We start from the raw sequence: 13,439 nt of genomic DNA on the forward strand, positions 1-13,439 counted from the left end.
CGGCGCTCGCGGTCAGACGCCGGGGATGTCGCGGCGGCGCAGCCCCAGCAGCCCGGCCGCCGCCAGCAGCGCCGCCAGCAGCGTCAGCGTCACGAGCGGGGTCGCGGTCGCCTCGCCGCCGGGCAGGTGCGGCAGGTGGGTGAAGGGCGAGACGTCCAGGATCCACTGGTCGAGCCGGAGCGCGGGACCGACGATCGAGATCAGCATGCAGATCGCCAGCGCCCCCCAGCTCGCGGCGGCGACGCGGGGCAGCAGTCCGAAGAAGACCACGGCGACCGCCGCCAGCACCCAGACGCCGGGCAGTTGGACCATGGCGCCGGCCAGCACCCGGGGCAGCTCGCGGCCCGGGTCGCCGCTGTTCAGGCCGTGGGTGAGCCCCATGGCCAGGCCGCTGGCGGCGAGCGTGGCGGCGGGGCCCAGCAGGGCGAAGACGAGGTGGCTCGCGGCCCAGCGGAGCCGCCCGGTGGCGGTGCCGAGTACCGCCTCGGCGTGCCCGACCGCCTCCTCCTCGCGCAGCCGCAGGGTGGCCTGGATGGCGTACCCGGCCGAGATCAGCCCGAACAGGCCCAGCGTGCCGGCGAGGTAGCTGTCGATCAGCCCCTGCGCGCCGCCGATGCGCCGGAAGACGTCGGCGAGTTCCGGTGTGTCCCGTACCAGGTCCCCGATGCCCTCGGCGACGCCGCCCATCACCACCCCGAGCGCGGCGAACCCGGCGACCCAGCCGGCCAGCAGGCCGCGGTGCAGCCGCCAGGCCAGCGCCACCGGCGAGCGCAGCCCGGGCGCGGCCGAGGCCGGGCCGAGCCGCGGCGGCAGCAGCCCGGCCCCGATGTCGCGCCGTGCGGCGAGCGTCACGGCCGCGAGGACCAGCAGCGCGGCGAGGCCGACGGGCAGCAGCGCCAGCGCCCAGCGATCGCCGCCGTACGGGTGGATCCGGTGCACCCAGCCGATCGGCGAGAGCCAGGAGAGCCAGGAGAGTGCGCCGTTGCCGGTGGCGCTCAGGTCGCCGACCACGCGTAGCACGTAGGCGACCCCGAGCACCAGGATCGCGATGCCCCGGGCCGACCGGGCGCCCGTGGTCAGCTGCGCGGCTACCGCGCCGACCGCGGCGAAGACCCACCCGGACAGCGTGAACTCCAGGCCGAACGCCCAGGAGCCGGCGACGGGCAGGTCCTGGCTCGTCATGCCGAGCGCCAGCAGCGCGCCGAGGAGCGCGTTGGCGGCGAACGTGGTGAGCAGCGCCGCCGCCAGACCGGCGTGCCGGCCGACGACCGTGGCGCCGAGCAGCTCGCGCCGGCCGGCCTCCTCGTCGGTACGGGTGTGGCGGACCACGGTGAGGATGCTGAAGAGCCCGATCATGCCCGGGATGAAACCCGCCCGCCAGGAGACCAGCTCGCCGAGGCTCGACCCGGTCAGCAGGCCGTAGAGCGTCACGAAGCTGGCGTTGTGCTGCATCAGATGGGCGTAGTCCGCGCGCTGGGCGGCGGTGGGAAAGAGTTCGTTGATCGAGGCCACGTAGGACAGCGGCACGACCGCGATGAAGACCACCCAGAGTGGCGTCAGTACCCGGTCGCGGCGCAGGATGAGCCGGGACAGCTGGCCGGTGCCGGCGAGCGCGGTCATCGGGCCACCTCCGCGGTGGCGGTCCGGGAAGGCTGGTCGCCGCCGCGCTGGTAGTGCCGCAGGAACAGCTCCTCCAGCGTGGGCGGCTGACTGACGAGGCCGCGTACGCCCACGGCGGTGAGCTGGCGCAGCGCGGCGTCCAGCGAGTCCGTGTCGACGTCGAAGCGCACCCGGCCGTCGTCGGTGCGCAGGTTGTGCACGCCCGGCAGGTCGGCCAGTCCCGCGGGCCGGCCGGCCAGGTCCGCCTCGATCGAGGTACGGGTGAGGTGGCGCAGGTCGGCGAGGCTGCCGCTCTCCACGGCCCGGCCGTCGCGGATGATGGTCAGCCGGTCGCAGAGCGCCTCGACCTCGGCGAGGATGTGGCTGGAGAGCAGCACGGTACGGTCGCCGCGCCGCTTCTCCTCCCGGATGACCTGCTGGAAGACCTCCTCCATCAGCGGGTCGAGCCCCGAGGTCGGTTCGTCCAGGATGAGCAGCTCCACGTCCGAGGCGAGCGCCGCGACCAGCGCGACCTTCTGCCGGTTGCCCTTCGAGTAGGCGCGGCCCTTCTTGCGCGGGTCGAGTTCGAAGCGCTCCAGCAGCTCGTCGCGGCGCCGCCGGTCCAGCCCGCCGCGCAGCCGTCCGAGCAGGTCGATCACCTCGCCGCCGGTGAGGTTCGGCCAGAGCGTGACGTCGCCCGGTACGTAGGCCAGCCGGCGGTGCAGCCGGGTCGCGTCGGCCCACGGGTCGCCGTCGAGCAGCCGCGCGGTGCCGCCGTCGGGCCGGATCAGCCCCAGCAGGACGCGGATCGTGGTGGTCTTCCCGGCCCCGTTCGGGCCGAGGAAGCCGTGCACCTCACCGGTGGGTACGGCCAGGTCCAGCCCGGACAGGGCGCGGGTACGCCCGAACGTCTTGACCAGACCCTCAGTACGAATCGCCTCGGTCATCGTCGGTGAACTCCTCGGAGCGCGCGGCGCCCGACGCGCCGCTGGTGGGTGGTGGTGAGGGGAACCGGTCGAGCATCGTGTGCAGCTGGGCGGCCTGTTCCGAGGTGAGCAGGGGATAGGTGAAGAGATCCACGAGACCGCCGAACATCCGTGCCTGGCCGGCCGGGCTGCGTACGTCGACGCCGAGGGCCTCGGACATCTGGTCCGGCATGAGGAAGAGCCCGGCCTGCGTCCCGACCAGCGCGGCGGCCCAGGCGCGCGGGTCCGGGCTGTCGACGTTGAGCCGGCTCAGCCACTCCTCGGCGACCCGCACCATCCGCTGGAACATGTCGCTCGCGGTGGCCGAGCCGTCCAGCATCGAGCGGACCAGGTAGTTCTGCAGCAGGCTGGCCATCGGGTGGGTCGAGCCGACGAAGGCCTGGTCGGCCATCCGGCCCTCAAGGAACATCTGTTCCCGGAACCGGTCGAGCCACTCCATGGCGTACGTGTCGCAGGCGTCGCGCAGCGCCTCCTTCGACCCGAAGTGGTGGCGGACGAGGCCGGAGGAGACCCCCGCCGCGGCGGCGATGTCCCGGATCGTCGCCGCGGCGATGCCGCGCTCGGCGAAGAGCCGCAGCGCCGCGTCCCGGATCCGGGCCCGGGCGGTGAGGTCGTCGGCGGAGCGCTCCGGTACGGGGCTAGCCATGGGCGGAACCTGTACGGATGTGTCGCGGGTTATGCACGCGTACAGTCTACTGCACGCCTGTGTAGTCGCGCTGGTGCGGGCGACCGTTCTTGACGCTTTCCATACGCGGGCGCCTCCCCGCGACGCTGGGCGGGATTCAGCGGTTGGGGTCGACCGCCTGGTAGATGTCCGGTACCCCGTCGGCGTCGGTGTCGCGTTCCTCGGCGGCGCAGATCCGCCGGTACCGCCGGTTGCGCAGCCGCAGCACCGCCGTCGCCAGCACGGCGGCCAGCAGCGAGCCGGTCAGTACGCCGATCTTGCTGTGCTCGTCGCGCGGGCTGCCCGGGCCGAACGCCAGCTCGCCGATGAGCAGCGAGACGGTGAAGCCGATGCCGGCCAGCAGAGCCAGCCCGAAGACGTCCCACCAGCCGATCTCCTCGGCCAGCCGGGCCCGGGTGAACCGCTGCACGAGCCAGGTGGCGCCCAGCACACCGAGGGTCTTGCCGACCACCAGCCCCACGGCGACCCCCACGGCGACCGGGTCGGCGAAGCTCGCGGCCAGCCCGCCCGCGCCCGCGATGGAGACCCCGGCGGCGAAGAACGCGAAGACCGGTACCGCGACGCCGGCCGAGAGCGGCCGGAACCGGTGCTCGAAGTGCTCGGCGAGGCCCGGACCGGGGCCCGCGGCCCGGCGGACCACCGGAACCGTGAAGGCGAGCAGCACCCCGGCGACGGTGGCGTGGATGCCGGAGGCGTGCACCAGCGCCCAGGTCAGCACGGCCAGCGGCAGCAGCAGCCACCAGGACCGTACCCGCCGCCGCACCAGCAGCCCGAAGACGGCGAGCGGGACCAGGGCCAGCAGCAGCGGCGCCGGGTGCAGCGCGCCGGTGTAGAAGGCCGCGATGATCACGATCGCGAGCAGGTCGTCGACGACCGCGAGGGTCAGCAGGAAGGTGCGCATCGCCACGGGCAGGTGGGTACTGATCACCCCGAGCACGGCCAGCGCGAAGGCGATGTCCGTGGCCGTCGGGATCGCCCAGCCGACCGGCGCGCCGTCGGCGCCCGCGTTGACCGCGACGTAGATCAGGGCGGGCAGGGTCATCCCGCCGAGCGCCGCGGCGACCGGCAGTACCGCCCGCTGGGGCGCGCGCAGGTCGCCGGCGACGAACTCCCGCTTCAGCTCCAGCCCGGCGACGAAGAAGAAGATCGCCAGCAGGCCGTCGGAGGCCCACTGGCCGAGGGTCAGGTCCAGGTGGACGTCGGCCGGGCCGAGCCGGTACGCGGCCAGGTCGCGGTACGCGTCGCCCCAGGGGGAGTTCGCCCAGGCGAGGGCGAGCAGGGCGGCGCCGAGCAGCAGCAGCCCGCCGACCGTCTCGGTACGCAGGATGTCGCCGATCCGCCGCATTTCGGGCCAGCTGCCGGGCACCAGCAGCGGCGGGACGGGTCGGCGCGGCGGGGCCATCTGGGTCCTCCGGAGGGGTCGACGGGTCAGCTCGCCGACCAGACTTCCCGGCACACCGGTCCCTACCCTAACGGATCATCGCCCTGGCCGGGCAGATCATCACGACCGCCCCGGCCGTCGTCGGACGCCCGCCCAGTCACCGTCGGGCGTCCGTCCAGTCGCCGCCGGGCACCGGTTCAGTCGCGGCCGAACCGATGCTGGCTCGACTCGCGTACCACCAGCTCGGGTTCGAAGACCACCTGCTGGTGCCGGTGCCCGGCGGGATCGCCCGCCTCGTCGAGGAGCAGTTCGGCGGCGGTCTGACCCAGCCGCTGCCGGGGCTGGCGTACCGAGGACAGCGGCACCGCGGCGGCCGCCGCGAACTCGATGTCGTCGTAGCCGACCAGGGCGATGTCCTCGGGTACCCGGACCTGCTGGCGGGTCAACCCCTGGAGCATGCCGAGGGCGATCAGGTCGTTGGCGCAGAAGACGGCGGTCGGCCGCGCCGCGCGGGGCAGGCCGAGCAGGCGGGAGACCGCGTCGCGCCCGGCCGCCACGGTGGGGCTGGGGATGTCCAGCCGGCGCAGGTGCTCCGCGCCGAGCCCCGCCTCCTGGAGCGCCTTCAGACCGCCGTGGTACCGGTCCCGGACCTGTTCGAGGCGCCACGGCCCGCCCACGAAGGCCAGCCTCCGGTGCCCCGCCTCGACCAGGTGCCGGACGGCCAGCTCGCCGCCGAGCCGGTCGTCGACCGAGACCGAGCAGAGGTCGGGCAGGGGCGAGCGGCGGTCGAGCACCACCACGAGGATGCCCCGCTCGCGCAGCCGCAACAGCCGCTCGTTGACCGTCTCGACCGGCGTGATCAGCACGCCCTGGACCCGCTGCTCCTCCAGCAGGTCCAGGTAGGCGTTCTCCCGCCCGACGTCGCCGTTGCTGTTGCAGAAGATCACCGCCATACCGGCCGAGCCGGTGGTGTCGTCGACGCCCTTGGCGATGTCGGTGAAGAACGGGTTCGCCACGTCGAGGACCACCAGGCCCAGGGTGCGGCTGCGGCCCCGGCGGAGCTGCCGGGCCGCGTCGTTGGGGACGAAGCCCAGCTCCACGATGGCGGCCCGGACCCGGGTACGGGTGGTCTCGGCCACGATGTCCGGCCGGTTGAGCACGTTGGAGACCGTCCCGACCGAGACGCCGGCGTGGTTGGCCACGTCCCGGATGCTCACCACCGGCGTCGACACCGCTGCCTCCCACAAACCCGTATCGCGGACCCGCCGGATGCGATCCGTCACCCGGGAGTCACCCGATCTCGAAGGGTATACCGGCCGGCGGCCCGGGTCGGTCAGCGCGGGGCGGCCCGTACCGCCGCGGCGGCCCAGTCGTCCCGGCCGGGGCGCGGGTCGTACCGGCGTACCGGCTGGGTCCGGGCCACCAGCCGGCGGGCGGCGGCCAGGTCGGGCAGCACCTCGGCCGCGACCGCCTGGACCAGGACGTTGCCGAGCGCGGTCGCCTCCGCCGGGCCGGCCAGCACCGGCAGCCCGCAGGCGTCCGCGGTGAGCTGGCAGAGCAGCTCGTTGCGGGCGCCGCCGCCGACGACGTGCACCACCTCGACGTCCCGGTCGGCGAGCCGGGCGGCGGTGCGGAGCGCGGCACGGTACGCGAGCGCGAGGCTGTCCAGCACGCAGCGGACCACCCGCGCCGGGGTGTCGGGCTCCGGCTCGCCCCGGCGTACGCAGGCCGCCGCGATCCGGGCCGGCAGGTCGCCGGGGGGCAGGAACTCCGGGTCGTCCGGGTCGATCACCGAGCGCAGCGGCGTCTCCCGGGCGGCGGCGGCCAGCAGCCCGGCCAGGTCGTCGCGGTGCCAGGCCCGCATCGACTCCTGGAGCAGCCAGAGCCCGGCGACGTTGCGCAGGAAGCGGATCCGGCCGTCGACCCCGACCTCGTTGGTGAAGTTGGCGGCCCGGCTCGCCTCGGTGCGCACCGGCCGGTCGAGCTCCAGCCCGACGAGCGACCAGGTGCCGCTGGAGACGTACGCGAAGGGCCGGTCGCCCGCGGGCACCCCGGCGACCGCGGAGGCGGTGTCGTGCGAGCCGACGGCGCGCAGCACGGCGCCCGGCCCGCCGGCGGCCAGCGGCAGCCCCGGGCGCAGCGCGCCGAGGACGGTGCCGGGGCGGTGGATCGGGGGCAGCAGGCCGGGCGGCAGCCCGAGCGCCGCCACCAGGGCCGGCGACCAGTCCATCGTGGACAGGTCGAGCAGGCCGGTGGTGGAGGCGTTGGTCAGCTCGGCGCCGACCCGCCCGGTCAGCCAGTAGCCGAGCAGGTCCGGGACGAGCAGCAGCGTCCGGGCGGCGGCGAACGCGGGGGTGTCCCGCGCCGCCGCCAGCTGGAACACCGTGTTGAACGGCAGGTGCTGCAGCCCGGTGACGCGGTACAGCTCCTCCGGGGGTACGGCGGCGTGCACCCGGGCCACGCCCGCCGCCGAGCGGGGATCGCGGTAGTGCACCGGGTTGCCGACCAGCGCGCCGGTCGCGTCGAGCAGCCCGTAGTCGACCGCCCACGAGTCGATCCCGACGCTGGCCGGCGCCGCCCCGGAGGCCGCGACCCGGTCCAGGCCCGCCAGCAGCTCCCGGTAGAGCCGCAGCACGTCCCAGTAGAGCCCGTCCGGCAGCGCGACCGGCTCGTTGGGGAAGCGGTGCGCCTCGGCCAGGTCGAGCCGGTCCGCGCCGACCCGCCCGGTCATCACCCGACCGCTGGCGGCGCCCAGGTCGACGGCGACGACCGTGACCTCGGCGCTCATCGCGGTGCCCCGCCGGCCGCGGTCGGGCCGCCCGTGGCGCCGGTTCCGCCCGTGGCGCCGGTCGCGGCCGGCCCGCCCGTGACGGTCGGGCGGGTCATCGCAGGAAGGCCGCGGCGACGCCGGCGTCCACCGGTACGTGCAGCCCGGTGGTGTGCGACAGCTCGCCGCCGGTCAGCACGAAGACCGCGTTCGCGACGTGCTCCGGCAGTACCTCGCGCTTGAGCAGGGTGCGCTGGGCGTAGTAGGCGCCCAGCTCCGACTCGGGCACCCCGTAGACGGCGGCCCGCTGCGCGCCCCAACCGCCGGCGAAGATGCCGGAACCTCGGACCACGCCGTCCGGGTTGACGCCGTTGACCCGGATGCCGTGCCCGCCCAGCTCCACCGCGAGCAGCCGGACCTGGTGGGCCTGGTCGGCCTTTGCCGCGCCGTACGCGATGTTGTTCGGCCCCGCGAAGACCGAGTTCTTGCTGGCGATGTAGACGATGTCCCCGCCCAGCCCCTGCTCGATCATGACCTTGGCGGCGGCCCGGGCCACCAGGAACGAGCCCCGCGCCATCACGTCGTGCTGCCGGTCCCAGTCCTCGACGCTGGTCTCCAGCAGCGGCTTCGAGACGGAGAGCCCGGCGTTGTTGACCACCAGGTCGACGCCGCCGAAGGCCAGTACCGCCGCGTCGATCGCCGCGGCCACCGCCGCCTCGTCCGAGACGTCCACCGCCACCGGTACGGCCACGTCGGGCGAGCCGATCTCCGCGGCGACCCGGCCGGCGGCCTCGACGTCCCGGTCGGCGACGACCACGCAGGCCCCCTCGGCGGCGAGCCGCTGGGCGACCGCCCGCCCGATGCCCGAGCCCGCCCCGGTGACCAGCGCGATCCGGGTGCTGAGCGGCTTCGGCTTCGGCATCCGCCGCAGCTTCGCCTCCTCCAGGGCCCAGTACTCGATCCGGAACTTCTCCCGTTCCTCGATCGGCGCGTACCGGGAGATCGCCTCCGCGCCGCGCATCACGTTGACGGCGTTGACGTAGAACTCGCCGGCCACCCGGGCGGTCTGCTTCGTGGCGCCGAAGGAGAACATGCCGATCCCGGGCACCAGCACGATCGCCGGGTCGGCGCCGCGCATCGGCGGGCTGTCCGGCTCGGCGTACGCCTCGTAGTAGGCCCGGTAGGCGGCGCGGTACTCCTCGTGCAGCTCGCGCAGCCGGGCGGTCACCCGCTCCAGCGGGGCGTCCGGCGGCAGGTCGAGCACGAGCGGCCGGACCTTCGTCCGCAGGAAATGGTCCGGGCAGGAGGTGCCGAGCGCGGCCAGCCGGGGGTGCGCCTCGCGGGCGAGGAAGTCGAGCACCACCTCGCTGTCGGTGAAGTGCCCGACCTGCGGGCGGTCGGTCGAGGCGAGGCCGCGCACCAGCGGCGCGAGCGCGGCGGCGCGGGCCCGGCGCTCCGCCTCGGGCAGCGGCGCCCGGTCGGGCAGCACCGGGCCGAACGGCTCGGGCCGGCCGCGCTCGTCGATGAAGTCCTGCGCGGTACGGATGATCTCCAGCGTGTTCGCCTCGCACTCGGCGCTGGTGGCGCCCCAGGCGGTGATGCCGTGCCCGCCGAGGATCACCCCGATGGCGCGCGGGTTCGCCGCGTGTACGGCGGCGATCTCCAGCCCGAGCTGGAAGCCGGGGCGGCGCCACGGCACCCAGACCACCCGGTCGCCGAAGCACTCCTTGGTGAGCGCCTCGCCGTCGGCGGCGGTGGCCAGCGCGATGCCGGCATCCGGGTGCAGGTGGTCGACGTGCGCGGCCGCCACCAGCCCGTGCATGGCGGTGTCGATCGACGGCGCGGCGCCGCCGAGGCCGTGCCGGCAGTAGTCGAACGCCGCGACCATCTCGTCCTCGCGCTCCGGGCCGGGGTACGTGCCGACCAGCGCGCGCAGCCGGTCCAGCCGCAGCACCGCGAGCCCGGCCGGGGTGAGCGTGCCGAGGTCGCCGCCGGAGCCCTTCACCCAGAGCAGTTCGACGTCCTCGCCGGTGACCGGATCCCGGTCGAGCCCCTTGGCGGAGGTGTTGCCGCCGGCGTAGTTGGTGTTGCGCGGGTCCGCGCCGAGCCGGTTGGACCGGTCGATCAGCTCGTCCACCGTGGACATCAGGCCCCCCATCCGGCCGCGTCGCCGCCGGCCCGCTCGGTACGGATCCGTTCGAAGTAGCCGGAGCGTTGGTACGCCGCGACCGGGTCCGGGTCGAGTCCCTGGTCGGCGCGCAGGTCACGCAGGAGCGGCCGGACGTCGGTGTGGTACGCGTCCATCAGCACCGCGTTGGCGCCCAGCACGTCGCCGGCGGCCTGGGCCGAGGCGAGCGCCGCGGTGTCGACCAGCAGCGCCTTGGCGGTCGCCTCCTGCACGTTGAGCACCGAGCGGATCACCGCCGGGATCTTCGGCTCGATGTTGTGGCACTGGTCGAGCATGAAGGCGATGCCGGAGGCCGGCCCGACCGCGTCGGCCTGCACGATCTCGAACATGATCCGGAAGAGCTGGAACGGGTCGGCCGCGCCGACCATCAGGTCGTCGTCGGCGTAGAAGCGGGAGTTGAAGTCGAAGCCGCCGAGCTTCCCGGCCCGCAGCAGGAACGCCACGATGAACTCGATGTTCGTGCCGGGGGCGTGGTGCCCGGTGTCGATCACCACCTGGGCCCGCTCGCCCAGGCTCAGGCAGTGCGCGTACGCGGTGCCCCAGTCGGGCACGTCGGTGACGTAGAAGGCCGGCTCGAAGAGCTTGTACTCCAGCAGCATCCGCTGGTCGGGGCCGAGCCGGTCGTACGTCTCCCGCAGCGCCTCGGCGAGCCGGTCCTGCCGGTCGCGGATGTTGTCCTGGCCCGGGTAGTTGAGCCCGTCGGAGAACCAGAGCTTGAGGTCGCGCGAGCCGGTGCGGTCCATGATGTCGACGCACTCCAGCAGGTGCCCGATCGCCTTGCGGCGTACGCCCGGGTCCGGGTTGGTGACGCTGCCGAGCCGGTAGTCGTTGTCCTGGAAGACGTTGGCGTTGATGGCGCCCAGAGCGACGCCCTGCTGGGCGGCGTACGCGGCGAGGTCGGCGTAGTCGTCGACCCGGTCCCAGGGGATGTGCAGCGAGACGGTGGGGGCGGCACCGGTGAACCGGTGCACCATGGCCGCGTCGGCGATCTTCTCGTACGGGTCGCGCGGCACGCCCTCCTGCGGGAAGACCTTGAACCGGGTGCCGGAGTTGCCGTACGCCCAGGAGGCGGTCTCGATCCGCTGTTCGCGCAGCGCGCGCGTCACCCGTTCGCGGGTGCTCGCCGCCAGGTCAGTCATCGTGGGTCTCCGATCGGGCCCGCGGCATCGGGCCGGGCGTGGGGGTGGGTCGCCGGAGTCGCCTCATCAGCGCGATGAAACGTTTCATTTTCGGGGTACTGCGACCGTACGGTCCGCCGCCGCGGCACGTCAAGGGGGCGACGGAGGCCACCCGCCGGTGGGCGGGAGCGGGCCGGACCGGATAGCGTGACCCGCCGACGGCACATCCGCGGCGTCCGGCGTGGCGGACCCGCCGCCCGGCCCGACGTTCGGAGGCGTTGCGATGACTGAACAGCTCACCAACTGGGCCGGCAACATCACGTTCCGGCCCGAGCGGCTGCACCGGCCGGAGACCCTGGACGAGCTGCGCGCGCTGGTGGCGCGCAGCGCCCGGGTGCGCGCCCTCGGCACCGGCCACTCGTTCAACACCGTCGCCGACACCACCGGCGCGCTGGTCTCGACCGGTGGTCTGCCGGCCCGGATCGAGCCGCATCCGGACGGTCGGACCGTCACCGTGGCCGCCGGCGTACGCCTCGGCGAGCTGGCCGCCCGCCTCCAGGCCGCCGGATACGCACTGCCCAACCTCCCGTCGCTGCCGCACATCTCGGTGGCCGGGGCCGTCGCCACCGCCACCCACGGCTCCGGCGTCGGCAACGGCAACCTGGCCGCCGGCGTCTCGGCGCTGGAGCTGGTCACCGCCGACGGCGACCTGGTCGTGGTGCGGCGCGACGACGGCGGCGACTTCTCCGGTACGGTCGTCGCGCTCGGCGCCCTGGGCGTCGTCACCAGCCTCACCCTGGACGTCGTGCCGGCCTTCGAGGTACGCCAGTACGTCTACGACGACCTGCCGCTGGACCGGCTCGCCGACGGGCTGGAGACCGTGCTGGGCGCGGCGTACAGCGTCAGCCTCTTCACCGACTGGACGGCCGACCGGATCAACCAGGTCTGGCTCAAGCAACGCGTCGACGGCCGGAGCGCGGCGGACGGGGCGGGCCCGGCGGGCGCGGCCAGCCCGGCGGACGCGTTCGCCGCGGGTGCCGCGGGCCCGGCGGGTGCGGCGGGTACGCCCGCGCCCGAGTGGCTCGGCGCCAAGCTCGCGACCGGCCCCCGCCACCCGATCGCCGGCATGCCCACCACGTACACCACGGCCCAGCAGGGCGAGCCCGGCCCCTGGCACGAGCGGCTGCCGCACTTCCGGATGGAGTTCACCCCGAGCAGCGGCGAGGAGCTGCAGTCGGAGTACTTCGTCGCGCGGGAGCACGCCCTCGCGGCGATCGAGGCGGTCGACGGGATGCGCGAGCGGATCGCGCCGGTGCTCCAGATCAGCGAGCTGCGTACCGTCGCCGCCGACGAGCTGTGGCTGAGCCCGAGCCACCGGCGCGACAGCCTGGCGCTGCACTTCACCTGGTTGCCCGACCCGGCGGCGGTGGCCGAGGTGGCCGCCGAGATCGAGGAGCGGCTCGCTTCGTACGCGGTCCGGCCGCACTGGGGCAAGGTCTTCACCGTCGCGCCCGACCGGCTCGCCGGGCGGTACGAACGGTACGGCGACTTCGTCCGGCTGCTCGGTGCGTGGGACCCGGCGGGCAAGTTCCGCAACGCCTTCGTCGACCGGTACTTCCCCGTCGCCTGACGGCCCCGCTGCCAGCGCGGCGATGATCGGTGTTACGGTCTTCGCGGCAGACCTACCGAGGAGGTGAGACCCATCAACGCCACATCAGGCCGGGTGCTCCTTCCCACGGTCACGAGGTTGCCCTGAACCAGGGGACCGTCGCCCTGACATAGGTGACCGGGGAGCGCCCCATCGGCATCCCGAGAGGTTTCCCATGTCGTCCTCCTCGTCGGACACCTTCACGCCGGCCGCGTCGCCGGCCCCCGCTCCGCCCACCGCCGCCGCGATCCCGCCCGCCGATGTCGTCGCGAGCCTGCGCGCCGCCGGCTGCGTCTTCGCCGAGGACGAGGCGCGGCTGCTCGTCGCCGCGGCGGACACCCCCGACCACCTGGCCGAGCTGGTCCGCCGGCGGATCTCCGGCCTGCCCCTGGAGCACGTGCTCGGCTGGGCGGAGTTCCGCGGACTGCGGGTCGCCGTCGACGCCGGGGTCTTCGTACCGCGCCGGCGCACCGAGTTCCTCGCCGAACAGGCGATCGCGCTGGCCCGCCCCCTCGCCGCCCGCGCCACCGCCGCGGTCGTGGTCGACCTCTGCTGCGGCTCGGGGGCGCTCGGCGCGGCTCTCGCCGCCGCGCTGGACCGGATCGAGCTGCACGCCGCCGACATCGATCCCGTGGCGGTGGCCTGCGCGCGCCGCAACGTCGCCGCCGTCGGCGGCCGGGTGTACCGGGGCGACCTCTACGACCCGCTCCCGGCGCGGCTGCGCGGACGGGTGGACGTGCTGGTGGCGAACGCGCCGTACGTGCCCACCGAGGCGGTCGGGCTGCTGCCGCCGGAGGCGCGCGTGCACGAGCCGAGGGTGGCGCTCGACGGCGGCGCGGACGGCCTCGACGTGCTGCGCCGCGTGATCGCCGGGGCACCGGCGTGGTTGGCGTCCGGCGGGCACCTGCTCTTCGAGACCAGCGAGGAGCAGGGCCGGCGGATCGTCCGTACCGTCGCGCGGGCCGGGCTGGTCGCCCGGATGACCGGCTCGGAGGAGCTGGGCGCCACCGTCGTGATCGGCAGCCGGCCCGACGCGGGTCGCGGCTGACGCCCGGCGCTCCCGGTAC

The 13,439-nt window shown here is 74.6% G+C and carries 10 protein-coding genes; 2 read left to right on the plus strand and 8 right to left on the minus strand.

From position 1 onward, the window contains the following. Positions 1-12 precede the first annotated feature (12 nt). The 8 genes from AB0J86_RS07075 to rhaI all read right to left on the minus strand — a co-directional run bounded on the left by AB0J86_RS07075 (position 13) and on the right by rhaI (position 10,745). A complete protein-coding gene (locus AB0J86_RS07075) occupies positions 13-1,620 on the minus strand; it encodes an ABC transporter permease (protein ID WP_363853775.1) in 1,608 nt (535 codons plus the stop codon). Continuing rightward, the gene (locus AB0J86_RS07080) at positions 1,617-2,546 is read right to left on the minus strand and encodes an ABC transporter ATP-binding protein (protein WP_363853777.1); all 930 of its coding nucleotides are present in this window, start codon (positions 2,544-2,546) and stop codon (positions 1,617-1,619) included. Before AB0J86_RS07080 ends, AB0J86_RS07075 begins: the two co-directional genes overlap by 4 nt. Then, a complete protein-coding gene (locus AB0J86_RS07085) occupies positions 2,524-3,231 on the minus strand; it encodes a TetR family transcriptional regulator (protein ID WP_363853780.1) in 708 nt (235 codons plus the stop codon). Before AB0J86_RS07085 ends, AB0J86_RS07080 begins: the two co-directional genes overlap by 23 nt. A gap of 136 nt (positions 3,232-3,367) precedes the next feature. Next, positions 3,368-4,672 carry a Na+/H+ antiporter NhaA gene (nhaA, locus tag AB0J86_RS07090; protein WP_363853783.1) on the minus strand — a complete coding sequence of 435 codons (1,305 nt, stop codon included), beginning with the start codon at positions 4,670-4,672 and terminating at the stop codon, positions 3,368-3,370. A 176-nt stretch (positions 4,673-4,848) separates the two neighbouring features. Beyond that, complete coding sequence (locus tag AB0J86_RS07095; RefSeq protein ID WP_363853786.1) at positions 4,849-5,883, minus strand: substrate-binding domain-containing protein; 1,035 nt, start codon at positions 5,881-5,883, stop codon at positions 4,849-4,851. Positions 5,884-5,984: 101 nt separating this feature from the next. After that, on the minus strand, positions 5,985-7,439 hold the full coding sequence (locus AB0J86_RS07100) for a rhamnulokinase family protein (protein ID WP_363853789.1): 1,455 nt from the start codon (positions 7,437-7,439) through the stop codon (positions 5,985-5,987). A 94-nt stretch (positions 7,440-7,533) separates the two neighbouring features. After that, positions 7,534-9,564, minus strand: a complete 2,031-nt coding sequence (locus tag AB0J86_RS07105) for a bifunctional aldolase/short-chain dehydrogenase (RefSeq protein ID WP_363853792.1) — start codon at positions 9,562-9,564, stop codon at positions 7,534-7,536. Continuing rightward, positions 9,564-10,745 carry an L-rhamnose isomerase gene (gene rhaI / locus AB0J86_RS07110; RefSeq protein WP_363853794.1) on the minus strand — a complete coding sequence of 394 codons (1,182 nt, stop codon included), beginning with the start codon at positions 10,743-10,745 and terminating at the stop codon, positions 9,564-9,566. The genes AB0J86_RS07105 and rhaI overlap by 1 nt, the downstream gene beginning before the upstream one ends. Before the next feature lie 262 nt (positions 10,746-11,007). Here rhaI and AB0J86_RS07115 point away from each other — a divergent pair, with 262 nt between their 5' ends. Together AB0J86_RS07115 and AB0J86_RS07120 are read left to right on the plus strand one after the other, a co-directional pair. Then, complete coding sequence (locus AB0J86_RS07115) at positions 11,008-12,354, plus strand: FAD-binding protein (protein ID WP_363853796.1); 1,347 nt, start codon at positions 11,008-11,010, stop codon at positions 12,352-12,354. A gap of 193 nt (positions 12,355-12,547) precedes the next feature. After that, positions 12,548-13,420, plus strand: a complete 873-nt coding sequence (locus tag AB0J86_RS07120) for a putative protein N(5)-glutamine methyltransferase (RefSeq protein WP_363853799.1) — start codon at positions 12,548-12,550, stop codon at positions 13,418-13,420. Positions 13,421-13,439: the final 19 nt, after the last annotated feature.

It is taken from the genome of Micromonospora sp. NPDC049559, assembly GCF_040676675.1.
Classification (GTDB): domain Bacteria; phylum Actinomycetota; class Actinomycetes; order Mycobacteriales; family Micromonosporaceae; genus JBFAPK01.

Excerpts from the sequence above, each read along its gene's own strand:
- rhaI (WP_363853794.1), bottom strand. The coding sequence starts at position 10,745 with ATGACTGACCTGGCGGCGAGCACCCGCGAACGGGTGACGCGCGCGCTG.
- AB0J86_RS07085 (WP_363853780.1), bottom strand. The coding sequence starts at position 3,231 with ATGGCTAGCCCCGTACCGGAGCGCTCCGCCGACGACCTCACCGCCCGG.
- AB0J86_RS07120 (WP_363853799.1), top strand. The coding sequence starts at position 12,548 with ATGTCGTCCTCCTCGTCGGACACCTTCACGCCGGCCGCGTCGCCGGCC.
- AB0J86_RS07100 (WP_363853789.1), bottom strand. The coding sequence starts at position 7,439 with ATGAGCGCCGAGGTCACGGTCGTCGCCGTCGACCTGGGCGCCGCCAGC.
- AB0J86_RS07080 (WP_363853777.1), bottom strand. The coding sequence starts at position 2,546 with ATGACCGAGGCGATTCGTACTGAGGGTCTGGTCAAGACGTTCGGGCGT.
- AB0J86_RS07115 (WP_363853796.1), top strand. The coding sequence starts at position 11,008 with ATGACTGAACAGCTCACCAACTGGGCCGGCAACATCACGTTCCGGCCC.
- AB0J86_RS07075 (WP_363853775.1), bottom strand. The coding sequence starts at position 1,620 with ATGACCGCGCTCGCCGGCACCGGCCAGCTGTCCCGGCTCATCCTGCGC.
- AB0J86_RS07105 (WP_363853792.1), bottom strand. The coding sequence starts at position 9,564 with ATGTCCACGGTGGACGAGCTGATCGACCGGTCCAACCGGCTCGGCGCG.
- nhaA (WP_363853783.1), bottom strand. The coding sequence starts at position 4,672 with ATGGCCCCGCCGCGCCGACCCGTCCCGCCGCTGCTGGTGCCCGGCAGC.